Source organism: Shewanella halifaxensis HAW-EB4, assembly GCF_000019185.1.
Lineage (GTDB): Bacteria > Pseudomonadota > Gammaproteobacteria > Enterobacterales > Shewanellaceae > Shewanella > Shewanella halifaxensis.
In genome coordinates, this window is sequence record NC_010334.1 from 4,057,638 (window position 1) to 4,083,280 (window position 25,643).

The following is a 25,643-nucleotide window of genomic DNA, read 5'->3' on the forward strand; positions in this document are numbered from 1 at the left end:
AAAAGGATGATTATTATATGAAGTACCTAAGTTTAGTATTTTGTTTTACCTTACTTTCTGGCTGTGGTGGCTCTGATAGCGGCTCAACGCCCTCCCCCGAACAACCTGACCCAACACCGATTGATCCCTTAGCCAAATATATCGACGTAGATAATGCCTATATCGGCAGTCGTTCTCCTGCCGCTCTCAATACTGACAACTTAGGCCAAGTCTATCAGTACATAGTGTCACTCGCGCCAGAGCTTTTACCTGATTACCAAGATCAAACAGGTGAGGTAGGCTCGACCTGTAGTGGTGGAGGGAAACTCACTATTTCTGATGGCAATTCTGATAATGAAAAGCGAGTTTCATTTGAAAACTGCTCAGAAGATGGCATGGTCACAAATGGCCTAGCAACGATTAGAGCCAATCAATTTTCAGCAAATGGTAGCCTTATCGATAGCACCATTATATTTGAAGATGTAAAGGTGACAAACTTGCTAGGAGAAAGAGTGCTAGCGGGTACAGCTCAACATATTGAGCATGGTGACGCTTGCCCCAAAACAGAGGGGCTGTATAACTTGATGTTTACCGAGCCAAGCTCAGGCCATCAAGTTTACTATACCGACTTTGCCTTTTTTCGCGTAGGTGGCACAGGTCTTCTTTGTTCGGATAACAACGGCTTTACCGTTCGTGGACAAGTCTACGATTCAGACTCTGGTTACTGGAACCTATACACCACAACGCCTTTCGTCCTCAACACAATGATCCCAACCCTAGAAGAACAGGGAACGCTTATCGTCACTGGCGCCAATGAAAGCACTGCGCAGCTCTCAGTTGAGTTTTATTCCCAGCAAAGAGGAAACTTCACCTCAAATTATCCATTTTATCGAGTCAAACTCGATACTAAAGAGGAGAAGAACGAGTACATTTTCTTACAGGAATATTTTGATAACTCGATGCTGTTCTCATTTGCTGATGATGACGCTGATGGAATGACCAATGCGTGGGAAATAATATTTGGCCTCAATCCATTAGATGCCAGTGACGCCCAGCAAGATCTCGATGGCGATGGTTTTAGCAACCTCGATGAATTCACTCACTTTGGTCACCCCAATAACGCCGAACTAACACCACGGCTGGCAGATGTTGGCGTATCTCTTAGCCATACCCCTAATAGCTATGGCAAGGCGATAGAAGTGATCGCCTCATTAACAAATAGTGCAAATTCAGCCCAAAATGCAGTATTCGACATTACTTATACAACACAGGCGCCCACGCAATTTGATAGCACTCGATATCAATCGAACCGCTTATGCAATCTGTCAGACGATCACTTACAACTTTCTTGTCGAATCGACTATATCAGTCCCGGCAATCAATCTAATCATAGGGTGTATTTAACAGGCAATGAAGAACACACAGGCGCACTAACGAGTAGTCTTTCAGCTACAGCAAAGTATATTGGCCATGATTTAAACACGACTAATGATAGCGCCTCAATCGAAATTGCTAGACTGCCTGTTGATGCTCAATTTGGTTTTCAAGCACCTCTTAACCAGCACCACATTATGATGCTGACAGGTGAGCAAGAGCAGGCTGAATTTATCTTCCACCAGCAAGAAACAGACTCTGGAAACTTGGATCCAATTGCAGGGTTTAAGGTAAAAGTTCAAATCCCAACATTTGCAACACTCGCTTCCGCTCAATGTTATGAACAGGACAGCTTCATCTGGTATGACTGCTTAGAAAATGATGAGCTTGTTTTTACAAAGGACAGTTCTTATAACAAATTTAAGCTGACGGTTTCGGCTCAAAACCAAGGTGATGGTCAGATAGTCTTTACCGCCAGAAGCGACACAACTCAAGATCAGCTCCTTGGCTTTGCCGAGTTTCCCATCGTTGTTGGACAATCAACCCAGTTACTTCAACAGGAAATCGATGCCACTGCGAATAACAGTACAGTAATGGTCCCAGCAGGTATTTACTTGGGCTCACTCGATCTCAGTAAACAAACAACGCAACTCAAGGCGGAGTCACTGGATGCAAAGCTATATTTTGACTTAGGTAACGACAGAGGTTTTAGCGGTCCTAGCATAAAAATCGGGAATGATAGTCAGTTAAACGGTTTTACCATTGCGAATCACTATATTCAGGTGAACCAAGGAAATGCTGTTATAAAAAGCAATCTGTTTGATGGCACTGACTATCACCTAAAAGGCACCTTTATCCAAAGCTTTAGTGAGCTAACATTAGAGCAAAATAGACTGGTAGGAGCGGCGCTAGATACTGGATATGCCTATGACTACGTGCGAGAGAGTTACCATTGCCCCTATATTGAGGTTGGTAATTACGACTCCCATGAAGCCACAACGACGACTGTCATCAACAATATCTATTCAGGGAATTTGCTGACTCACCCTGATCTGTATTGGGCATGTGATTTTATTAGAGCCTATCCAAATGCCGAAATAACGATGAATAACAACACCTTTCAAGGCATAGGAAAAATGCTTGAGCTAGTATACCGCGGCACCATCGCGCCGCATTATGACGCCACTATCAACAACAATATTATCTCTAAGTCTCGTTTTTTAATAGAGAATGCCTCGTATTCGAGCAACCTCGCTGAATTTACTTCTAGTAGTTCTTTTAACCTGACAAACAACCTTATTTACCAAGTCGATAAGCAATATCAAGATATGCATAATAAGCAGAGCGAAATAGGCAGCGTGTTTGCCGATCCACTGATTGATAATACTGGTTATCCGCTAAGTAATTCGCCTGCAATTGATGCTGGAATAGCCTCAACGCTGAATGTGGATATAAATGGTGTCGAAAGGCCTTTTGATGGCGATAATAATGGCTCAAAGATAATTGATATTGGGGCGGTAGAATTTCAATTAAACTAATTAAAAACAACCGAATAGATGTTGAAATCTCAAAACAAAAAAGCGAACCCTAATTAGGGTTCGCTTTTTTGTGCGAACATGAACTTTAAATCAAATGCATTTAACATCGACTAGCATTATCGCGCTAGTTACTTAGCTGCCACCTTTGCACGGGCACTATGCAGCTTTTTATAACTTTCAATCAATCGCAGATGTGGCTCGATGCCTTCAAGCGCCATGCTGGTCTTGGTTAGGCCGAAGAAACGCACTTCACCGCTCACCGAACCGATGACGTTTTGCATCACATCTTCACCAAACATACGGTTGAAGCTATGGATAAAGTGCTCAAGCTCTAGCTCGTCGTCCATTTCAACTTCAAGTACCGCATTAACCGCTTGGTAGAACAGACCGCGCTCAACCGTGTTGTCGTTGTACTGTAGGAAATCACCCACAAGCTCCATCGCTTCTTCAGCTGCGCCAAGTGCTAGATAGATTAAGATCTTAAGCTCGATAATGGTTAGCTGACCCCAAACGGTATTTTCATCGAAGACGATGCCGATCATGGTGCGAATGTCGGTGTAGTTATCTAGCTGGCTCTCTTCTAGACGATTAACCAAGTCCACCAGCTCATCATCAGACAGTGAGTGTAGATTTAAAATATCTTCACGGTAATCAAGCGCCTTGTTGGTGTTATCCCAAATCAGGTCATCCACCAAGTAAACTTCAGAGAAGCCCGGAACCAGCATACGACAAGCCGATGCGCCAAGCTGGTCAAATTCAGCGGTGTAAACCTCTTTCTCTAAGGTTTCTAAGATGCCGAATAGGCCATCGGCTTCCTCTTGGTTAGTACCCGAGAAATCCCACTCACAGAACTCATAGTCATGCTTGCTGCTAAAGAAGCGCCAAGAGATCACGCCCGTTGAGTCGATAAAGTGCTCAACGAAGTTTTCAGGTTCAGTCACCGCCATGCTGTTGAACGTTGGCTTAGGTACATCGTTTAAACCTTCGATGCTGCGACCCTGTAGCAGCTCTGTTAAGCTACGCTCCAGTGCCACTTCGAAACTTGGGTGTGCGCCAAACGAGGCAAATACGCCACCAGTTTTCGGGTTCATTAGCGTTACACACATCACTGGGAATTGACCACCAAGTGATGCGTCTTTCACTACGACTGGGAAACCCTGCTCTTCTAGACCGTTAATGCCCGCAAGAATGCTTGGGTACTTTTCTAGCACTTGCATCGGTACATCTGGCAGTACGATTTCTTGCTCAATGATTTGGCGCTTAACCGCGCGCTCAAAAATTTCAGACAGACACTGAACCTGCGCTTCTTGCAGGTTGTTACCCGCGCTCATGCCGTTACTTAAGAATAAGTTTTCAATCAGGTTCGATGGGAAATACACGGTTTCGCCATCTGAGTGACGCGTGTAGGGAATGGTACAGATGCCACGGTCGATATTACCCGAATTGGTATCGATAAGGTTCGAACCACCTAGCTCACCCTCTGGGTTATAGATAGCTAGACAATAGTCATCTAGCATGCCCGTTGGCAATGAGTCATCATCTGTAAGCTCGAACCATTTCTCGTTCGGGTAATGCACAAACTCACTGTTAGCGATCTCTTCCCCGAAGAACTGATCGTTATAGAAGAAGTTGCAGTTTAGACGCTCGATAAACTCGCCTAATGCCGAGCATAACGCGCTCTCTTTCGTCGCGCCTTTACCATTGGTAAAACACATAGGAGAGGCCGCATCACGGATATGCAGTGACCACACGTTTGGCACGATATTGCGCCAAGATGAGATCTCAATTTTCATGCCTAAGTCAGCCAACATACCCGTCATGTTGGCAATGGTTTGCTCAAGCGGTAGGTCTTTACCTAAGATATAGGTGCTCGCGTCGCTGTCGTCTTGACCCATCAACATGGCGTTAGCGTCGGCATCGAGGTTTTCAACGGTTTCAATCTTAAATTCTGGTCCGGTTTGTACCACTTTCTTCACGGTACAACGCTCAATCGAGCGCAAAATCCCTTGACGGTCTTTATCCGAAATATCCTCTGGTAGCTCAACTTGAATCTGGAAAATCTGGTTATAGCGATCTTCAGGATCGACAATGTTGTTCTGCGACAAACGAATGTTTTCAGTAGGAATATCGCGAGCTTTGCAGTACACCTTGATAAAGTAAGCCGCACACAGTGCTGACGATGCTAAGAAGTAATCGAAAGGACTTGGTGCAGAGCCATCGCCTTTGTAGCGAATAGGCTGGTCGGCCGTAACGGTGAAGTCGTCAAACTTGGCTTCGAGTCTCAAGTTGTCGAGAAAGTTAACTTTGATTTCCATTGAATATGATTTCCACTTTATTGCGAGCGTCGCCCTTTGGCTCAAATATGAGTCTTGCACTCAAATATGAGCCAAGAAGCTTAAATATGAGCCCTGAGGCCAGATAAACTTAATGGGGGAATTATCGGTGTTTTTAGCGCATTAGTCTTGGGTTAATTACAGAAAAGCTCAGATTAGCGACAACGAAGCGACAGAACAGCAAACCTAAATAAAAGAAAATAAGATTAAGGCAGAGGAATAATAGAGTTCCTCAGTAGTTAGGCTATTGATTCTTATCGGCTTCGCGTTTGACTAACAAAAAGGTCAGGTACATTTTTGTTGGCAGTGATAACACCATGCCAAAGGCCACACAGACGGCGCTAATGATAATCCCGCTGACGCCCATGGCTTCAACGGTTTCATTAAAATTGTGCAGGTAGATCCCCACAAGAATCAAGCAAATTCCAATGCTGATACAGATCTTTAGGATCAAAATAAGCTTTTGGTCTGTCATTCTCCCACCATTCATTAGTTTTAGGTTCTAGAGCATAAGGTCCTAGGTTCTAGGGCGCTTCGCTGCGAGAACGGGCTCCGCCCTGCTAGGAAGAGCAAAAGCTAACAAGCAGGACAGCTCTCTTCTCGGCTTTTCCCGTCTTAGCTTACCCCGTCTTGGTTCTTCCTAGTACTTAGTTTCTAAAACCTTCTTTTCCAGCTTTCATCGTCTTAGCTTTTACCGGCTTTTCCCGTCTTTTTTCTTCCTAGGACCTTTCTTTGTTTTCCTAGCACCTCGAACCTTCTTTTCCTGCTTTTCCGTAAGCGCAGCGTTCCGTCAGTGACACTGTCACGTTCGTAAGGCCGCAGGCCGACTTTGTTTTTCCTAGAACCTTTCTTTGCCTTTCCTAGAACCTAGGACCTTCTATTCCGGATAGCCCGTAATATCACGGATCTTGCCATATAGTGGCTGCAACTTCTTATAGATATCAAGATAGATCTCTTTATAGAGTCGCTGATACATAAGGTGGTGCTCATTATCAGGCTCAAAACGCTCACCGTCATGCACCATGGCCTTGATGGCGCTATCAAAATCATCATGCAGTCCCAGTCCCACAGATGCTGCTATCGCGGCGCCCAGCCCTGATGTCTCAACCGTGTGCGCCCGCACCGCTGGCAATCCAAACACGTCGGCGGCTATCTGCATCGCAGCATCACTCTTGGCACCACCACCAGAAATTCGTAGCTCTTTTACTTTACAGCCGCCCTTTTTCTCAATCGCTTCCAACCCCTCTTTAAGCCCAAAGGCTAATCCCTCTAGAATTGCGCGGTACAGGTGAGCCCGGGTATGCACATCACCAAAGCCGATCACAGCGCCCTTGGCTTCGGGCTGCTTTACCCCCGGCCCCCAATAGGGCTGCAACATCAGCCCCATGGAACCTGGTGGCACACTACTCACCAGCTCATCAAATAGCGCTTCGGCTTCAATCCCTGCTTGTAGTGCTTTTTCCTGCTCGATATGAGCAAACTGTTCCTTAAACCAACTCACCATCCAAAAGCCTCGATAGAGCATCACCTCACTGCAAAATGCCCCGGCAATGGCCGACGGATAGGCAGGAAGAAAACGCACCGCTTCGGTATAGCGCTTCATGGTCACATTGATGGTAGCCGTGGTGCCAAAGCTTAAACAGCCCACGTCGGAGTTTTGCCCGCCCGAGCCGAGCACCTCACAGGCCTTATCGGCTGCGGCGGCAATCACTGGCAACCCTTGAGGAAGTCCAGTTTGTTCGCTGGCTTTTTCGGTGATTTCGCCCACCTTGTCACCGGGCTTTAGCAGCGTTAATAGCTGCTCGGGTCTCACATGCAGTGCGCGCCACTTCCAGTCCCACCTAGGTGCCCATCTGTGCTTCTTATAATCGAACGGCAGATAGCCCACTTGTGAGCCCACCGAATCAGCCCACTCTCCCGTGAGCTTGTGATGGAAAAATCCCGACAAAAACGCAAATTTATGGGTCTTGTGCCACAGTTCAGGCTTAGCCATATAGAGCCAATTAGGCTGAGCACGACTTCGAAAGTTGGCAATGGTTTCACTCAGTCCCAGCAGCTTAAACAGCGGGTCCCACAGCCCTCCCAAACCGGACTCACTCTCGGCTTTGCGCTGATCGAGCCAGAGGATCGCCGGATACAGGGGCTCTCCATCACGGTCTAACGGCAACATGGTGCCGCGCTGAGTGGTCACCGACATGCCTTTGATGCGTGCTTTATCAACGCCTTGTTGCCAGAGCGCCTGACAAGCAACACAAACGTTTTGCCAGTAATAGTCGCCACTTTGCTCACACCAGCCCGATTGCGGCGACTCATAGGGGGTCAGTTTGACCTGTGACTTAGCAACAAGCTGACCTTTTGCATCAAACACTATGGCTCGTACGCTCTGAGTACCGTTGTCTATGGTTAATATGTAATCCGCTTGCCTCTCTACTGGAGTCTCTGCTGGTATCTGCATTTGTGTTTGTGTCTGGCTCTGCTGTTTTTTGTCTATCACAGACACTCCCTTTTCTCTTGTTGGCTCGGTAAGCGGTAGCTAGCATTCATGATCTGCTCGAATCGCAACCACTCACTCTCAGCCTTTGTCATTGACCAAGCTAGATGCTGACAACACAGAGACAGTATCGCCTCTCGGTACTGATTAATTTCGCTGCCTAACAGCAATGCCAAGCGGGTTCGGCGTAGCAAGAGATCATCCAGATGCACCACACTCTCATTGGCTAGCGACCACTCCAGCTCACGCCATTGGCAGCGACTAATACCTATCATAAGTGCGTTGTTCATCGCCGCGATATGCGGCGCAAAATGTCCAAAGTAGCCAGTTAAATGCTCATCGGCATAACCTTGTGTCGCTTGGCTAAAAGGCGCTCTTTTCAGTTCAGCACTAAAGAGGTTTGGCAGCTGCAGCGAGACTCGCGCCAAGGTCTCTTTAGCCATCAGATGATAGCTGGTTAGCTTGCCGCCGGTTACCGAAATAAGCCCCGGCTTAGACCAGATAATATGCTCACGGGACTCTTTCGATGGCTCTTTAGATAGCTCTTTGCCCTTACCTTCGTGCTGGCTATCACTGTAAATAGGCCTTATGCCACTCCAGCAGCTAACCACATCACGCTCGTCGAGTTGCTGTTTAGGGAAATAATGCCTTGCTAACCCCAGCAGGTAGTCGACCTCTTGCTGGGAGATCCCCGGCTCACTATCTAATGAGCCACTATGATCTAAGTCTGTCGTGCCTATCACGCAACAGCCTTGCCATGGATAGATATACACCGGGCGTCCATCTTGAGGGTGGTAAAAGGTCAAGCAAGCCGAGACGGGTAAACGCTCAAAAGGCAGCACCAGATGGCTGCCTCGCAATGGCCTCAAGCCGCCTTGGGGCAATGGATGCAACTTATCAGCCCAGCTGCCGGTAGCATTGATGACACACTTAGCTTTCACACTGTACTCTTTGTCTGCTAAAGCTTGGCTATCCAGAGTATTCGCTAAGGTAAGCCTTACACCGCAAACTCGCTCGTTTTTATCTTGTTTTTCCCCTCGCTCAATGAGGCCTGTCACTCGGACATAATTAAGCGCCTGCCCGCCTGTGAGTACGCCGTCTTGCAGCGCACGCAATACCAAGCGCGCATCATCGGTGACTCCATCGGCAAACAGACTCACCCCATTTATGCCATCGAAAGACAGCTCCGATAGCCAAGTACGCGCTTTTTCCATACTCAAGGGGCGGTGGTGCTTACTGCCAGCCAGCTTGTCATAAATCGACAATACTCGATGAAAAAGTGCCGCCGACGGGAAGTCGCCCTTCTTATGCAGCATCATATAGGGCATCAAGTCCACCAAGCCCGGCAGCTGCGCCAACATCACTTCTCGCTCTCTGGCAGCATCTCGAGTCATACGCCATTGACCCGTCGCCAGATAACGCAGACCCCCATGAACCATTTTGGAAGAGCGGCTCGATGTACCCCAGGCAAAGTCATTTTGCTCCAACAGCAACACCTTAAGGCCTTGATTGGCAGCAAGATGGAAAATACCAGCCCCAGTGATCCCCCCCCCAATGATGATAAGATCATACTCAGCCTCCTCCACCTGAGTAATAGCATCAGTTGCTGCTTTCGCTGCCTGACTCAAGGTATTCATGGCTGCGCCTTATCTTGGTTATTAATAGCCTTAAACAGCTTGCCGGGATTTAACTGCCCCTTAGGATCGAAGCCGTTAAAATAATCCTGCAGTGACTCAACCACTCGCCCGCCTTTTTCTGTTGCAAGATAAGCGGCATGATCGCCGCCCACGCCATGTTGATGACTGATGGTGCCGTGACTCTCAACAATCAGCTTAGAGGTGGTCGATTTGAGTTTTTGCCATTGCTGATAGGTCTGCTCATAGGTTTTCGCCACAGGAAACAGGTAAGTGGTATAGATGCTGGCACCGTCGCTATAGAGATGCGACAGGTGAGAAAATACATGCACCCGAGTGCCCAATTCCTCGAGTCCCCCTTTTAGGCTCTGCTCAATCTTATCGGTCAGCGGCTCAATATTGGACCAGTTGGTCGCCGTCTCTAGCGTGTCGATGGCATAGCCCATCTGCCACAATGTTTCTCGTAAATAGGGGAAGGCGAAGCGCTTATGCGCCCATTTTTTACCGAGACTCTGGCCAGTGTTAACCCCTTTGAACTGGTTGATAATGCGCTTCAAGCGCTTGTAGCTCTGGTTGTTATCGCTCTTGTCACCTGTAATGCCATAGATCAGCATGCATTTGTCATCACCCACGCCTTTTAGAGACAGTAACTTGGCAAGCCAGTGACGCTGGGGCTGATTAGCCGACAGAAAAAGCTGCGTCTTGGTCTCGATACTATTGCTTAGCCTAAGCATTGAAAGAGACAGCCCCTGCTGAATAACCTCTCGAGCACAGGCAATCCCCTGTTGCCAACTCGGCATAAAGGCCACCCCAAAGAACTCCTGCTCGGGCACGCGGCTCACCCGAACTTTGGCTTCGGTTAAAATGCCTAAATGGCCCTCTGAGCCCAACACCAGGTGACGCCAATCCGGCCCCGCAGATGACGCAGGCAAGGTCGGAATATCCACCTTGCCCTCGAAGGTCTCAATCTCACCGCCGGCAAACAGGTTTTCAATACGGCCATAATGTAACGATTGCTGACCGCTTGAGCGGGTTACCACCCAGCCGCCTAATGTCGATAGCTCGAAAGACTGCGGAAAGTGGCCTAATGTGTAACCTTGAGCCTGCAGCTGAGACTCCAAAAATGGCCCCTTAACGCCGGCACCAAAGGTGGCAAGTTGCGAGACTCTGTCGAGCGCGAGCAGTCGGTTCATCTTGTTCATGGAGATAGTCAGTACCGGCTTGTCTGTCTCACAAGGGGTGATATGCCCCACCACAGAGGTACCACCGCCATAGGGGATCAACTGCCAGTCATTGTATTTTGCCGCGTCCATCAAGGCGCGGATCTCCTCACTACTACGGGGAAAGGCGACGGCATCGGGAAACAGGTTAAACTCGCCGCTCTTCATCGCCAACCAGTCCGGTAGACTCTGACCGCGGGCATGACGCAGCCGCACTTCAGCGTCGGTGGTATACAGCTCGCTCTCATCTAAACGGGAGGCAGGCACCTTGGCCAAGACCTCTTCGAGTGTCGCTATAGGTAGCGGCTGCGCCTCACCAAGCGTTTCAGTGATAAAAGTGGCACCATCATCAGACAGCGCCAAGCTCCTATCTTTGTCGCCCCAGCCATTCCATTTTCGATTATCCAGCGCTGCTCTACCCATAATATTTGACCGATTTGCATACAGATAGATTTATATTACAATGTTGCAACATATTATCAGTGACAAATATGGACAATATTCATAAATTGGTTAAACGATGAAAATGTAGGAGCGAAACAAGATGGCAATACAAGCTGAACACGGAGGCTTATCTTCTGGGACGCTCTCTTTAGGAACAACCTCCTTACCGCCTGTGCTGCAATTTCTGCAGGCAGCGCGGCACTGTAAGGTTGAAGTTGCAGCAGCTCTTGAGCTGGCCAATATCGAGCCCTCTTGCCTGCAAAGCAAAGATACCCGCCTTAGTGGTGAGCAGTTTCAGCAGTTATTACACCATCTTATTGAGCAAGCGAACCATCCGCTGTTTGGCCTCTATAGCGCTCGCTTTATCCAGCCGGACCGCTTCTACCTACTGGGACAGATAGGGCTTAACTCAGACAATTTTGCCCAAGCCATCAAACAAGCCATGCCGCTAGAAAAGCTGGTTGGCGACATGGGGATCACCGAGTTAAGAGAGCATCCTCAAGGATTAAAAATGGTATGGCACTGCCAATACAGCAACCCTATGGTGATCCCCCATCTGATTGATAACGTGCTAGCGTCTTGGGTCAACTTCGCCCGCTTTCTTATGCAAGACAATTACACCTCACCCATTGAGATCAAACTTTCGCGGCCACAACCCGCCACAAAAGAGCTAAAACAGTATCAGGCGCTATTTAACTGCCCGGTGCGCTTTGAGCAGAGTGAGAACGCCATCCTTATCGACAAAGATCTTTTGCTGCAGCCGCTTCCAAGCGGTGATAAGCGGCGACTTAAGCAATTGATGAATAACGCTAAACTGCAATTAGAAGACATTGGCGATGCCGATCAGCTAAAGCTTGCCGCCGCCCGAATTATTCGCCTGCGACTCCCTCAAACCAAAATAAACCGGGAACAGATAGCCAGCCAACTGCATCTTAGCGGCAGAAGCTTGCAGCGAAAATTACTCAAGCAGGGAATGAGCTATCAAGGTCTAGTAGATAATGTGCGTCTTGAGATGGCGGATTACTGGCTTAGCTGCAGCGAACTTTCTTTAAGCGAAATCGCGTTAGAACTAGGGTTTAGTGATGTGCGGGTATTTTTCCGCGCCTACAAAAACTGGAGCGGTCACACTCCAAGACGCAAGCAATAACGAATAAAATAGTGAAAAACAAGAATGGAAAAACAGAAGCAAAAAACAAGATCAAAGAGATCGCCTCAACGCCCTGCGAACAGTATGGGTTAAGGCTTGTCTCTCAGTAATACCAATCAAAAAGCGTTTTACATCGCTTGTTTCAGCAGTTCGATAATGTCTTGATGTTCACGATCCAAAGCCAGATCCATCGCCGTCGAGTCATGGATATTGATTTGATGAATCGTCTCTGCCGCGTTATTAGCCAAGAGCAACTCAACAATCGCAGTACGTTCATTATAGTTACCAATAACAGCCTTAATTAATGCGGTATTGCCATCGTCACTATGCGCATTACTATCAGCGCCCGCTTGCAGTAATAACGCAACCACCTCCGCAGTGCTATTTCCGGCTGCAGCCATTAGTGCGCTCTCACCTTCATCGTCTTTGTCGTTTACGTCTGCGCCCTTAGTTAACAGCAACTGCATTTTCGGCAACATGCCGTTGATGCTGGCAATATAGAGCGCTTTAGTTCCGTAACTCCCCGCTTGATTAGGGTTAGCGCCTGCCTCAAGTAGCAAGCTAACAATCTCAAGAGTGCTTTTTTGGACCGCATGATTAAGCGGTGTATTCTTGTACCAATCGCCTTTATTAATATCAGCGCCATTAGCTATCATATTGGTTACCGCTGCGGCATCTTTATCTAAAATAGCCTGAATAAGCGCGGTAAAACCGCTGGCATCGAGGCCATTCTCGTCGAAGCCATCTTGATCAAAACGATCATCGTTTTCATCATCTTCGTCTTCGTCATCATCTTCGTCGTCTTCATCATAGTCATTCTCGTCATAGTCATAGCCGAAATCAGCGCCGCAGCCTTGCTCACGACCTTCAATATAGGCGCTCAGCCCAGGCCAATTACCGCGATCACAAAAGTCGTTGAACTCAACGATAGAGTCATTTGGCGACTTCTCAATTAAGGTTTCTAGTAGCTGGGTCGACCACTTCAAGGTCTCAATCGGCGCGCCTAGACAGTTATGATGAAAAATAGCGATCTGCGCCGTGACGTTATTAGCCTCAAAAGCTTTCAGCAACATCTGTGATAACGACTTAATCTCGTCGACTTCGCACTCAAGGCTCAGCAGTAACAGTTGCGGTTTAAGCCTAAAGGCAAAGATATCGTCATCAAGGTGATCAAGCTCAGGGATCAACATTTTTATCGCGTTATCGGCCGTAGTGCTCAGCTTAATACAGATAAAATAGGGCTCATCATAACTATCTAACCCATCAAGATGTTCACGTAAAACATCATCTAGCTCTAATCCATCGAAAATACGACTGCTAAGCATGTAAACCTCATTTTGACTCATGTCTGGGGCGAGAAACGGAAAGTAAAACAGGTATAAGAGGCCCCATGATGCGCAGTAGACTAAGCCCTAGCCCATGCAAGTACAAGCCGTTATTTTTAATAAAGATAAGTAAGGTTATAAATTGCTTTAGCGATCAATTTTTAAGACTAAATAGGGAGTAACTCTAACTAACTCGAGATGAATAACTACCAAGTATCAGCTTCGAAACGAGCCGTTCTCGCTTCAGCCTGTGTACAGTCGGTGAGATGCATCAGTTCTGTGAGGGTGATATTGGGTTCTTGCTTGATCAAACGGATTAACTTTGCCGCTAACGGCTCCAACTTATCCCCATGCGCTAGCAGCGCTGTATCAATTTTTCGGATAAGGTAGGTAAACTCACTACCTCCAGTGTTTAATTGCACCGCTTTTAACTGCTGACTAAAAGCTTGGATCTGCATTGCATCACCCGTTAAGCCCCAATTTCTCGAACGACGCACACGCTTAAGCTCACAGGTAAATTGCTGAGCAACAGCTTGCGCTTGCTTTACCGCTTCACGGCCGATTCGGTGAATGAGTGAGGGAAGCGAGATGGTGATCTCTTGTTTCATAGAGGTGCTTGGGTCATAGGTTCTAGGTTCTAGCTTTTAGCTTTTAGCTTTTAGCTAATCGCTCTATTTTTTCAGCCTCAGCTAAAAAACTCAAGCCATGCAAACTGGGAAAGCGCCGAAAGTAAACCATCTACCTTGTGAAATAGATGGTTTAGCCTGACAATAGAAAAGGCCCATAGGGGCCTCTTCTTGAGTTAACTTATCGGATTAACTTATCAAGTTAAGCCTTTGAAATATCGCCATGGTACGACTATGCGCTAGCTAATGCCATTTGCTGTCTTTTATGACGGCGAAGATGGAATGCACAGTTCGCAAGGAACCAAAGTGCACTCACCGCGATACCGGCAAGGGTTGAGCCAGTAATACCCATTGCGAGATAACCTAGGAAGGCACCAAAGGCAACCGTGATGGCATAGGGCAGCTGGGTCATAACATGATCCATATGGTGACAGCTCGCGCCCGTCGCCGATAGGATACTAGTACTCGAGATAGGTGAGCTATGGTCGCCAAATACAGATCCAGCTAATACCGCTGCAAGCATAGGCAACAATAGGCTTGCATCACTGGCGATAGCGATATCACCTGCCAGTGGCAACATGATGCCGAACGTGCCCCAGCTAGTGCCGGTCGCAAATGACATTCCGCATGCAAGAACAAACACTAAAGCAGGTAAAAGCTGAACCGGAATACTGCTCTTAGTCAATGCAGCGAGGTATTGTCCAGTCTGCATATCGCTCACTACTGTGCCAATCGTCCAAGCAAACAGCAGGATAATAATCGCTGGCATCATCGCCTGCACACCTTGTGGCGCTGCAGATAACCATGTTTTGGCAGGCAACTTTAATCGCAGTGCTAACACAATAGAGACGGCAAGACTACATAGTGCAGCGTACACCAAGGACGACCCCACATCGGTATGCTCAAGAGAACCGATCAAGCTAAATGCCTGCCCCTTAGCCGAAAGGGCTTCGGCGCCGCTCCATACCATGAAGAAGATGCTCGACAGCGTTAAGGTTGCGATAGGCAAGACCATATCAATCATACCGCCTTTGCCTTGTCCCTCGGTGGTGATCTCAAGCCCTTTAGGACGTCCCTTAGACTCATCCCACAGCTTGCCTTCTTGTGCCCAGCGCTCATGTTGACGCATAGGACCAATATCGAGCTGAAAGGCGATAACCACTAATACCATTAACAGGGTAAACACCGCGTAAAGGTTCATCGGGATCATCTGCACAAACATGGCAATCGGGCTGATATCGGTAATACCATTGGTCACCAAAATACCGCCGAGGATGGCAATGATAAACGCCCCCCAAGAGGAAATTGGCATGATGACGCACACAGGGGCGGCGGTTGAGTCCAGCAGATAAGCCAGCTTTGCCCGTGAGATCTGGAACCTATCTGTTACTGGACGGCAGATGGGGCCCACAGACAAACTGTGGAAAAAGTCATCGATGAAGAAGGCAAAGACCATTAAGCCAGTTAACATATTGGCACTGCGGCGGTCTTTACAACGGCGTACTCCCCACTCAGCAAAAGCCTTCGTCGCCCCCGTAGCTGTCATCAGGCTGATCAAACCACCGAGCAGCAACATAAACAACAGCATATTGACGTTACCGCTATTGATAGCGCCATCACTCCAAAAGATACCTGAGACGATATTGAACAGGTACTGCAATGCACTCAGCGGATTGTAGTTACTTAGCAGTATGGCACCAGCAAGAATACCGATCCCTAAGGATAACAGTACACGACGAGTCGTAATGGCGAGGATAACGGCTAACAGTGGCGGTACCACCGACAGCAGGGAATCGGAATATTGAACTAAACTCATGATCTCGTAACACCTATTATTTAGGTGGAGATCTACCAAAAGGATAGAGAAACAGATTTCAATCGAAATAATACTTCTTACCCCTCTAATAGCGCTCCATAGACAACATAACTATGGCAGTCCTGCATCTGTTAAATGCAGACCCAGCGATTGTTGATGACGCAACAATAACTTCGGCGCTGTCTCCTTTCCCCAGATGTCTTAGGTGTCACCCTCTATCTGGATACTTTTAGGCAGCGCGCCTCTACTCAAAGGATTAAGGCTAGATAATACCCATAGATTTGTGAGTTGCAAGAAAATTTATTCAAACATTGCCAATGAAAATACCAATTAGTATAAAGAATCCCCCGACCGAAGTTTGTGGTTTAGGGCTAAAAGTAAAAAGGCCCCGAAGGGCCTTGGATGTGCGTCAAATTTATCTATCAATAACAGCTGTTAAACTCAAGCCCCACCTTTGGACAGCCTGCAGGGATGCCAACATAAAGGTTGGGATAATCAAACACCTACCTGACTTAGCAGCTTCCTGACACGAGTCAATCTAACGCTCAAACACGTGGTATTTCTCGATGCCAAATGTTTTACCAGTGGCGTGACAGGTCGCACAAGACTCCGATGTTGGCAGTGTGTACCACTCGCCATCATCACCAGCACCTTTCTCGGCACTTAGCTCACCACCGTTTTGAATCATGTGGTTTAGGGCTTGTTCGCTATCATGACAAGCATAACAGTTAGCTAATACCGGGCTAGACATCTTGGTGGTATCGCCAGCGTGATAAGCTTGAGAACGAATATACTGATTTGGTACCGCATAGAGATCGATGCCATCGGCGTGACATGCGACGCAGTTTTCAGCATTGAGCTTATCCGCTGAGTTAGCAACGCCTTCTGCATCATTTACCGCGTTGCCTTTACCCCAATGCATGCTGTGAACCATTGGACCAAATCCAGGTGCTGACATTTTTGACTTGCGGTCTTGGCCATTGTTATGACATGCAACACAATCTATGCCACCTTCTTGATAGCTACCATTCTTATGATAGTTACTCTCACTGTTATGACAGCTAGTACAGCTATCATTGGTGACAGCAAGGCGACGCTCATACTTACCTTCAGGCGTAAATGTTGGCACTGTGACCGCAGGATCATAAATGTCGGTCGAAACTACATCAGAGTATGACGTTAATGTCACGCCGGTATAGCCCGCATTTTCAACATCGCCCAAGGCAAAGGTCAATCGGGAACTCGCCGCTAGATTTGAGTTTGCAAAACCCTCTACAAGATCAGGGTAACAGACTGAACGCGTACCATCTTCACGCTCAACATATTGATGAGCACCATAGGCATTGGCTCTACCCACGATAGTATTGTGCTTACTGTCATAGCCATGAATATAGCCACCAGCATAACTTAAGGTCTCGCCATATAAATTGGCAATATTAAGCTGAGTCTGTGTCTCACCTTCGATTTTAAACAACTTCAGATCGGTACACACTGCCCCACTCGGCTTATCTGTCCATGCCACATCCTTGTCCCAGTATGGAGCCGATAGAGTTGTAGTATGTGAATCACGGGTCTGTTGACGCTCTAAAATCCCTGATTTAGTCGCGTGGATAGCGCGTACATCGACATCATCGGCAAAAGCGGCAATCTTATCGTTCACAGTGGCGCCCGATGCGTGACAATCGACGCAACCATTGCCTGCAATACTAGTATTCATTACTGGTTCAGCGTGGCAGGTATAGCAGTTAGTCACTTGGAAATCACGTTCGAATGATTGATGATTAATGTGACCTATTTTTTGCAGAGTGTTTTTCGCATAGCCGCCATTTTCCTCATTTCTTGAGATATTGCCATGACAGACCATACAACCTGCAACGAAGTCGACCTTACCTTCTAAATCGATAGCCGTATAGCTAGGGTGAGGGAAATCAGAGGTGGCGTAGTCCACATGGCAGGTATAGCAGGTTCCAGTGGTTGTGGTATGCAACGCATCAGGTTTGTCGACGATTAATGCCATACTGCGTGCAATTGACACCGTGTCATCAACTTTAGCTCCCCCGACGCGTAACCAGACAATCCCGACGTCACCCGCCTTCACATGTTCCATCGGCATAACAAAGCTATAATTACCCGCTTCATTAATCGCTAATGAGGCGCCTTCTGGATTGCTATCTTTTGTCGCATCAAAAGTGCCATAACCGCCAAGAGTGCCTTCCCCTGTACGACTTAATCCAATACCTTTTTCAGTTTGTATGGCGAACTTAGCTTCTGCCTTTTGCAAGCCATCAATTATGACGCCCTCTTCGTTAATAGCCTGAAACTCGAAGCTAATTTGACCATCTTCAATAGTATGATCTATTAACTCAATTTTAGTTTCTACAGATGTACCTACAGTGGGAGGGATATACTCACCATCGCTGCCATCTTTACCATCATCACCACATGCACTTAAACCCATTGCAGCTGCAACAGCCAATACTAAATAGCGTTTATTTAAACTCATCATAATCATCCTAATCATATTGTTATTGTTATTGCGACTTAACAGTATTTTTTTATTACAAGGAAAATTGTGAACTTGGTAACGTTAATTAAATACTCAACTAACAATCTATATGAATTGTGATTTTAGATAATTATAAAAATTTTAGAAAACACTATCAGTATAAAGATCACATATGTACATTTTAAATGTGATAATTAAAATGTCGTGATAACGAAAATGTATTTAAGCATTCCGATATCGTTTAATAGAAATTATCTTATCTAGATTTTAATTACTTGCCTCAATCGCGAGTTACTTTGGTAAATCCCCCCTCTCACCTAGTTCCGCTTTTAGATGGATGCATAGCCCATGCAGAAAATTAAACGATATACGCCTAGTTCATAAGATTAGCACGGCTAGGTTGGATGAGACGGCAGCTTCACCTTCATGCCTCAGTAAATATTGAGAATTAATTTCTGAAACATAATCTTAGTTTCAGTCAACAAAGCAAGCCTCCATATTGCCACACGCTAAAAATCTGTACGCTTTTTTGAGCCAAGGTCATTTAACGGCTAATGGCTCTCACAAACAAAAGTAACTCTCGCCATAGCAAGTTGAAGCCGAACTTTCTTCCGGCAAGGTACTGAATCAACTCTCGATTAAGTGATTTGTATCGCCATAATCAAAAACTCAACAGAGCTAATCCTCTTAGGTTTGATTTAGATCAATGAGCCTCTACGCCTTTTCAGGTCATATAATAGTGAGGTGGGTCACAAATAGCATTCAGACATTCACATCCAGCTCACACAAGCACGGCTTTATGTCTTTTGATGCCGATGCTTTTAATAATGAAACCAAAAATATAGAGGTACCCTATGGAGCTACTACCAAATTGTTATACCGATCTATGCGTCAATGGGAAATGGTTTCACTATGATCACGGAGCCAGCTCGGTGTTTATGCTAAACGGCAGCAAACCACTCACTTTTGAATTAAATTCATTACCCAAAACTGAAGATGAACTAGAGCTGCACTTAAGCGCGATCTCAAGCGAGCTTATCTAATCGCATTCAAAGCAAGCGGTACTCATGTCGCTTGCAAATTTTTCTGGCTATTGTCTGCAATAAAGAACCGTGGATGAAAGTGGGAACATCATTTTTATGTAAATTTATCATCCTAGATGCAGAACAGTAGCATCCGCTCTAAATAATTCAAAAGCACGCGACCAAGAAAAACAGCAAATCACTGAAAACACTAAAGTTTAGCTACATCACAATCAAAGCCATAATCAAAGCCACTCCTACAAACGACACAATAACTAGCTCATTTCTAGCTGTTGGAGTTACTCGCTCAGTAAAAAAATTCAAAATAGATCTGGACAATACTCAGTTATCGGGTACTATCTGCCTCGCTCTGCTTAGAGTTATTAATGAAACATAAGTTAAAAAGTAAAATCTCAGAATTCCTTCGTTATTGTTGTTATCCTTAGTTTTCCCTTATCTTCATCGTCACATTAAATAATTCAACTTTTCAGTGCATCGCATAATGCGACAATTTTTATGAATTTAAATATAAGGGACACATCATGTCTAATACAACTGGTATCGTAAAATGGTTTAACGAAGAGAAAGGTTTTGGTTTCATTACTCAAGACAACGGCGGCGCTGACGTATTCGTTCACTTCCGTGCTATCACTTCAGACGGCTTCAAGACTTTGGCTGAAGGCCAGAAAGTATCTTTCGAAGTAGAGCAAGGTCAAAAAGGCCTTCAAGCAGCTAACGTAATCGCGCTGTAACTTCGTAAGTTGACGTAAATGGCTTCTTGGTCATTTACGTCATTCTAAACTAATTTTAAGAACTAGCGTTAAGTACTAACGCCAACAAAAACAGCTTTAATCAAATTTATACTGTATCTGCGAAAACATTAACATTTCAATCATCTGCTTTTTGTATATGTCATTACGTTTCTGATCTACTTCGTTATATTCTTATAAATAAAAATTAAACATTCAAAAACCAAGACTAATTTAAGTTTTTCTTATATTTAAGTCACCATTTTAAAAAGGTTAACTATGTCTCGTACATCGGGTCCAAAACGATTTTGGTTTCACCAATCAAAAAAGAAATCAGCACAAACTAAAATAACAAAAAGGGTATAAATGAGAGTAAATTTTAATATTTTTAAAGATAACATCTCTTGGGATGCACTAATCCACCAGCTAAATGGTGATGTGCTATTACGCCATGTTCTAGTGAAAGGTAATGTCGTAGACAGAAATATAGACTTTATCTATTGCGATGAAACCTGCCAAGGTAAGATCATTAATAGTGATAATCAGCTTATCGGTAATTTTTCGACCTCCTTCTAGCAAGATAACTCGCTGTCAATTCCACGAATTAAGTTAAGCAACACTCGAAAGTTCTACTGACACCTTAGCAATCGGTACGCTATCGACGCTCACTGATGGCCTGCGGGGAGCATGACGCTTTATAAAAGCCCCTATGCGACTCCCTTTCGTTGCCATCCATGGCCTGCTGGATTATGGCTCTTTATAAAAGTTCCTATACAACTCCCTATACAGAAACGCCCTCCTCACAGCACGACTAACACTATCTAGCGGCACAATGATAAAAGGGCGTATCTTCACATCAAAAAGTCTGTATTACGGATTAGCTTAGCAGCTGCTGCGGCGCTTGATAGCTAATATGTTGATGAAAACGCACAATAAGATCTTCGCGTGATTTATCTAACGCTAATTCAGAGGCAAAGCTCCTTAGCGCATCTTCGACTCGATTCAAATAACGCCCAAGCGCCCCATCTTTACTATCATTAACGCCAGCGGCAATAGTAAAGCTAACCATTTCGACTAAGTGGTTACCATCCCAATGACAAATAAATTGTTGATCTTCTATATTGGGATCGAAGCCAAGCATTTGCACTTCGTCGGTACCATCAACTTGATCGAATTTGCTGTTGCGTACAAGCGGTGTGAGTCCATTAGCAACCATTGCTATCTGCTTAAGTTGTTTGGCTGATGCCGCTTGCACAAAGGCATCCTCAAGCTTTTGATATAGAGGCGTAAAGTCATTGGTATGTTCTGGCAATATAGCCAGCTTAAGCTTACGGCTTAAAGGTAGTTTGACCGTGACATAACATAGTGACCCGTGCCCTTCTGGAAGCGGACACTGCCTTGATCTATATCTGTCGCTAATTGAGCGCAGCTTATATCCATAACTCTCTTTGTTGCCTTTAGCTTTGGCGAATAGATCATATGAGAGATGTTGGTGATCGCGGATTTTGATGGTGAGATCTTTTTCTGGTAATTGAGGCATCAGTTTCGCAAGAAAAGATTGCACCTTGATATGAAGATTAGCTGAGTTACTGCGAATTTCATCACCCGTTGCTAGAAATACAATCCTAATTTTTCGTGCTCGATAGTCATCCTTACTATGAAGGCTTTGGGCTTCATGGTACTCGGGATTATAGAAAAATATGATCTGCTCTGCCGTTGGGAAGCAGTACGCCTCAGAGTGAAAACGTACTACGGGTAACTTATCGTTGGTGATCACGTGAACATTATATAACTCTTCTTGATTCGCAAGATTAAAAATGCTGCGACTAAGCGTCTGATAACACGTTTTGTAATCGGGGTAATGGGCCAGTAAAGCATCCGTTACCTTAATTTCAGCAGTTATATATTGATTAGCTCGAACGCTCTTGGGAATGTACACTTTTTGCTGATGGCTAAGGGACATAAATACTCCTTGTAATAAGTTAACCATATGTATCTCGGTGCCAATAATAGCGAAGAATTATGACGAAAATACGACGCTAGGACACACTTTTTACCCATTAGAAACATATTACGCTTCGAATCTGATTTATTTCTTAAATCAATATGCAAAAGCTCAAGCCAAGTAAAAATAAGCGCCTCCATTCTCTGCCAAACATGGTGTTCAATACTAAGCTTCCTTTACTTGAAACGCTCATCTGAGCGGATCGTTTTAGGGTCCAGTCCTTGTTCATACCAGCCATCGCGAGTATTGCTGATATTATCGAAAGCTTGAATATAGGGCTTAATGTCTAAGATTGGCGTGCCATCAAGCAGGTCGATATCTTTTACGAAAATAATGTTGCCTTCAATTCGCTCGATTTCAGCGATGGAGAGTCCGATCGGATTGGGTCTTTTTGGCGAGCGAGTCGCAAAAATACCATGTGGTTTTGTATCAAGAAAAGGGATTACGCTCAGCGCTGGTTCACTCATTTTATGCAGATGAAAAATCACATAAATATGAGAGAAGGCACCGAGATCTTGTAAGCCAGCCTGCAGAGCTTCATCTATTACAATTTGCGCTAAATTATCGGCAATACCCGCCCCTTGGATCGGCATATCAGCAATCGTTTTATACGCGGTTTTTGCATACCCTATGGCATTAAATTGAATCATAGTGGTCTCGTCATTAAAAAGCATGACCAGCACCATACGCCAATTTATCGCCCAGTAGCGTAATAGGCCGCACAGAAATACAATGACAAGAGTATGCAGCTCACCTCGTTACACGCAGATCTGGTTACGGCCTTTCTTCTTAGCTTTATACAGGGCTTGATCCGAGCGCTTCATTGTTTGCTCAAAGGTTTCACCACTTTGATGCTCCGCGACCCCTATCGAAATAGTGACACTCACCGTTTGAGATTTTTGCTGAGCTTTACCGCGTTTAGCTTTTGATTGACTCTTACGCTGCTCATTACGAAGCACGATATCATATTCCTCTATCGCCTCGCGTACGTCTTCTAGGTAACCAAGAACCGCAGATGAATCCTTGCGTGGAAAGATAACGGTGAACTCCTCACCACCATAACGGAAGGCTTTGCCGCCACCGCTCACCTTTGCGATTTTGCTGGCGACTAACCTCAATACCTGATCGCCGACATCATGGCCATAGGTATCGTTGAACTTCTTAAAGTGATCGATATCGAGCATGGCCACGCTGTATTTACGCCCTAAAGAAAGCACTAAGTTATACAGTGCACGGCGCGACGCAAGTCCTGTGAGTTCATCGCGATAAGCCAAGAAATAAGAGTCGGTGAGCACAGTCAAAATATAAATAGTGGCCAATGTCGTCATTGAAATAGACAATGGAAGAGAGGCCGGAAAAACAAAGTGCACAGCCCAAAGCACTAAGGTTATGAATATAGACGTATTCACTAAATTAGGCTGCCAAACTCCACGAATAAACACTAACAATAAGGCAAGATACAGAGGGGATAAGACTCTAATATCCATGCTAATTTGCGTAGGAAGTACCTCATCCAACTGTAATTTAAATTGCGAGTTGACCCATAGCCAACCAAAGCCCGCCGCCAAACAAACGCAGCAACCAAGCACTCTCACCAAACTATGGGGAGATAGTAGCCCTCTGTCTTTAATAAAGGCAAACCAACTGATAGTGAGTGCACCGCCGAGCAAGATCTGCCGTGAGTATTGCGCCAACTCTGCGGAGTCAACTAAAGAGTGGGTCACACACAGATAGTAAGCCAACATGAATGCCGCTAAGTAAGCTAAGCGGCTACGGTTAAACTGCAACGCAATAGCGATTGAGGCCGGCAGCAACCAATAGGGAAGCTGTTGTATCACTCCCTGCCAAACCTGCAAATCTGATTGATAGATCTCGCTCATAGCCAAGCCAATAGCCGTGAAGATAAGAGGAAGAAAAAAGTAACGACAACTATGATAAAAAGCAGACAAAACAAACCTCAATATTAATCGAATAATCCCTTAGCTCTGCATAAGCCCATTAAGCAGCCAGCTTCACAACTCAAGCTTCATCTTTTACACAAACACCTTAAATAAGCACCTTATATAAACACTTGCTTAAGTTTGTGTGTAAGTTAATGATTCAGTCATAAAATGAGTTAAGGGTGATGAGTTCGAAACAGCAATACACAGCCCTAATAAGTCGACACTATTTTCATAAGATTAAAGCTAACAGTCAGCATAATCACAATAAGTGCAAAATAATGCCTTTATGCTCATAAAATCAGCATAAAAAAGGCCGCCATTGCGACCTTTATCTTATCGTTTGAGCCTCTAGCAAAAAACTAAGCCGATGAGCAGATACTCGCTAACCATTGCCGTCATCGGTAAAGCGGTAGCGAATAGTGTCATTTGCGCTCAGCTTGCTCTGGTCGAAATCATCTAAATGGTGGCGCTTGATCAGTGCACGTAAGTTGTCCACATAGGCCTGACCACGCGTCGAGTAATGCAGCAGAGATTGCACCAACTCATATCCTGTTAAGTTTTTTTGAGCTCGTAATTGCTGCCGCAACAACCTAAGCTCCTTGTAAGCTCGTGTCGTATTGAGGTTATGCATATAACTTGCGGTGCTCTGGTACAGATCACTAAATGCAGCCACCTTTACATGACCGTCCGGCGTCGTTAAGTACTTGCCGCCATCGTGGGGCAGATGCTCACCATAGAGATTATTGGCTGCTATTGCGAAATGGCTTGTTCCCCAACCACTCTCATCAATACCTTGCGCAAGCACCATACCGGCAGGAATAATGTCGATATGCAAGAGTAACTCGGCTATATCTCCTGACTTTATCGCGTAAGAGTCTGACAATGTTTGCACCCAAAGCTTCTCAGCCTCAGACCACTGGGATGCAGGTTTGGCCGATAACCTGCTTAACTCATCTCTTATCAGCAAAATACGGTCGTTCACCGCCTTGATGGTGGGCATCAGTAGCCGAATAAAACCGGATGTTTTTTGCGATACCGGCAGCGCATTTAAATCACTCGGCAAGTTTTCAATAAAGTAGGCTGGGAGCTTATTGCTGTCCTCAACGCGCCCAAGCTGATAGTTATTTTTATCAAACTCAGTGATCAGCTGATCTGCCGACCTTAGCGTTTTAACGGTGACATGAGGGTAAGGTTGTTGCACTTGCTCAGGAGATAAAGGCAAACTGTGGATAGCGTTGAGATTCTGGCTTAGATTAAGACTTGAGCTAGCTAAAACAAGCGGCGACGTAAGCAAAACCATACAAACGAGTATTTTAGTAAAAGACATTGAGGATTTCTGTATTGTAGTAAATGGGATCTATATTGACGCGCCGCCACAATATATATCAGCCAAACAATAAAAACTAGTTTGTGCTAAGTGAGTTAGCCTTAAATATTATTCACCTTTACAACAAATAAAAAAGGCCGCAAATGCGACCTTTTGTTTACAAT

The 25,643-nt window shown here is 45.5% G+C and carries 18 protein-coding genes and 1 riboswitch; of the genes, 5 read left to right on the forward strand and 13 right to left on the reverse strand.

Translation table 11 applies throughout. The features are described 5' to 3' along the window. The first annotated feature begins 17 nt into the window (after nt 1-17). Nucleotides 18-2,891, forward strand: coding sequence for a choice-of-anchor Q domain-containing protein (locus tag SHAL_RS17235; RefSeq protein ID WP_012278392.1), 2,874 nt, complete (start codon nt 18-20; stop codon nt 2,889-2,891). A gap of 128 nt (nt 2,892-3,019) precedes the next feature. Here SHAL_RS17235 and SHAL_RS17240 read toward each other — a convergent pair whose 3' ends face one another. The 5 genes from SHAL_RS17240 to SHAL_RS17260 all read right to left on the reverse strand — a co-directional run bounded on the left by SHAL_RS17240 (nt 3,020) and on the right by SHAL_RS17260 (nt 10,992). Continuing rightward, on the reverse strand, nt 3,020-5,206 hold the full coding sequence (locus SHAL_RS17240) for an OsmC domain/YcaO domain-containing protein (protein ID WP_012278393.1): 2,187 nt from the start codon (nt 5,204-5,206) through the stop codon (nt 3,020-3,022). 262 nt (nt 5,207-5,468) lie between these two features. Beyond that, nucleotides 5,469-5,699, reverse strand: coding sequence for a hypothetical protein (locus tag SHAL_RS17245; RefSeq protein WP_012278394.1), 231 nt, complete (start codon nt 5,697-5,699; stop codon nt 5,469-5,471). Nucleotides 5,700-6,101: 402 nt separating this feature from the next. Then, on the reverse strand, nt 6,102-7,679 hold the full coding sequence (locus tag SHAL_RS17250) for an FGGY-family carbohydrate kinase (protein WP_041416528.1): 1,578 nt from the start codon (nt 7,677-7,679) through the stop codon (nt 6,102-6,104). 35 nt (nt 7,680-7,714) lie between these two features. Next, complete coding sequence (locus tag SHAL_RS17255) at nt 7,715-9,352, reverse strand: glycerol-3-phosphate dehydrogenase/oxidase (RefSeq protein WP_012278396.1); 1,638 nt, start codon at nt 9,350-9,352, stop codon at nt 7,715-7,717. Beyond that, nucleotides 9,349-10,992 carry an FAD-binding oxidoreductase gene (locus SHAL_RS17260; RefSeq protein ID WP_012278397.1) on the reverse strand — a complete coding sequence of 548 codons (1,644 nt, stop codon included), beginning with the start codon at nt 10,990-10,992 and terminating at the stop codon, nt 9,349-9,351. Before SHAL_RS17260 ends, SHAL_RS17255 begins: the two co-directional genes overlap by 4 nt. A gap of 121 nt (nt 10,993-11,113) precedes the next feature. Between SHAL_RS17260 and SHAL_RS17265 the strand changes: the two genes are divergently transcribed. Then, on the forward strand, nt 11,114-12,160 hold the full coding sequence (locus tag SHAL_RS17265) for an AraC family transcriptional regulator (RefSeq protein WP_012278398.1): 1,047 nt from the start codon (nt 11,114-11,116) through the stop codon (nt 12,158-12,160). A gap of 128 nt (nt 12,161-12,288) precedes the next feature. Here SHAL_RS17265 and SHAL_RS17270 read toward each other — a convergent pair whose 3' ends face one another. The 4 genes from SHAL_RS17270 to SHAL_RS17285 form a co-directional block, all read right to left on the reverse strand. Then, the gene (locus tag SHAL_RS17270; protein ID WP_012278399.1) at nt 12,289-13,485 is read right to left on the reverse strand and encodes an ankyrin repeat domain-containing protein; all 1,197 of its coding nucleotides are present in this window, start codon (nt 13,483-13,485) and stop codon (nt 12,289-12,291) included. Nucleotides 13,486-13,691: 206 nt separating this feature from the next. Next, on the reverse strand, nt 13,692-14,093 hold the full coding sequence (locus SHAL_RS17275) for a ribosome recycling factor family protein (protein WP_012278400.1): 402 nt from the start codon (nt 14,091-14,093) through the stop codon (nt 13,692-13,694). Nucleotides 14,094-14,343: 250 nt separating this feature from the next. Next, nucleotides 14,344-15,927 (reverse strand): Na+/H+ antiporter NhaC family protein, encoded by a 1,584-nt coding sequence (locus SHAL_RS17280; protein WP_012278401.1) that lies wholly within the window; start codon nt 15,925-15,927, stop codon nt 14,344-14,346. Nucleotides 15,928-16,008: 81 nt separating this feature from the next. Further along, a riboswitch (Lysine riboswitch) is annotated at nt 16,009-16,182 on the reverse strand. A gap of 283 nt (nt 16,183-16,465) precedes the next feature. After that, complete coding sequence (locus SHAL_RS17285) at nt 16,466-18,433, reverse strand: multiheme c-type cytochrome (protein WP_012278402.1); 1,968 nt, start codon at nt 18,431-18,433, stop codon at nt 16,466-16,468. A gap of 854 nt (nt 18,434-19,287) precedes the next feature. Between SHAL_RS17285 and SHAL_RS17290 the strand changes: the two genes are divergently transcribed. The 3 genes from SHAL_RS17290 (at nt 19,288) to SHAL_RS17300 (ending at nt 20,780) form a co-directional block, all read left to right on the forward strand. Continuing rightward, nucleotides 19,288-19,476, forward strand: coding sequence for a hypothetical protein (locus SHAL_RS17290; RefSeq protein ID WP_012278403.1), 189 nt, complete (start codon nt 19,288-19,290; stop codon nt 19,474-19,476). 521 nt (nt 19,477-19,997) lie between these two features. After that, complete coding sequence (gene cspE, locus SHAL_RS17295) at nt 19,998-20,207, forward strand: transcription antiterminator/RNA stability regulator CspE (RefSeq protein WP_012156476.1); 210 nt, start codon at nt 19,998-20,000, stop codon at nt 20,205-20,207. A gap of 363 nt (nt 20,208-20,570) precedes the next feature. Continuing rightward, nucleotides 20,571-20,780, forward strand: coding sequence for a hypothetical protein (locus tag SHAL_RS17300; RefSeq protein WP_012278404.1), 210 nt, complete (start codon nt 20,571-20,573; stop codon nt 20,778-20,780). A 301-nt stretch (nt 20,781-21,081) separates the two neighbouring features. Here SHAL_RS17300 and SHAL_RS17305 read toward each other — a convergent pair whose 3' ends face one another. From SHAL_RS17305 to SHAL_RS17320, 4 genes are all read right to left on the reverse strand, one after another. Then, a complete protein-coding gene (locus SHAL_RS17305) occupies nt 21,082-22,167 on the reverse strand; it encodes a DUF3083 family protein (protein ID WP_012278405.1) in 1,086 nt (361 codons plus the stop codon). A gap of 218 nt (nt 22,168-22,385) precedes the next feature. Next, nucleotides 22,386-22,883, reverse strand: coding sequence for a tRNA (N6-threonylcarbamoyladenosine(37)-N6)-methyltransferase TrmO (gene tsaA, locus SHAL_RS17310; protein WP_012278406.1), 498 nt, complete (start codon nt 22,881-22,883; stop codon nt 22,386-22,388). Between the two features lie 84 nt (nt 22,884-22,967). Beyond that, nucleotides 22,968-24,089 carry a GGDEF domain-containing protein gene (locus tag SHAL_RS17315; protein ID WP_150102107.1) on the reverse strand — a complete coding sequence of 374 codons (1,122 nt, stop codon included), beginning with the start codon at nt 24,087-24,089 and terminating at the stop codon, nt 22,968-22,970. Nucleotides 24,090-24,534: 445 nt separating this feature from the next. Continuing rightward, nucleotides 24,535-25,479, reverse strand: coding sequence for a glucosaminidase domain-containing protein (locus SHAL_RS17320; RefSeq protein ID WP_012278408.1), 945 nt, complete (start codon nt 25,477-25,479; stop codon nt 24,535-24,537). Between the last annotated feature and the right edge of the window lie 164 nt (nt 25,480-25,643).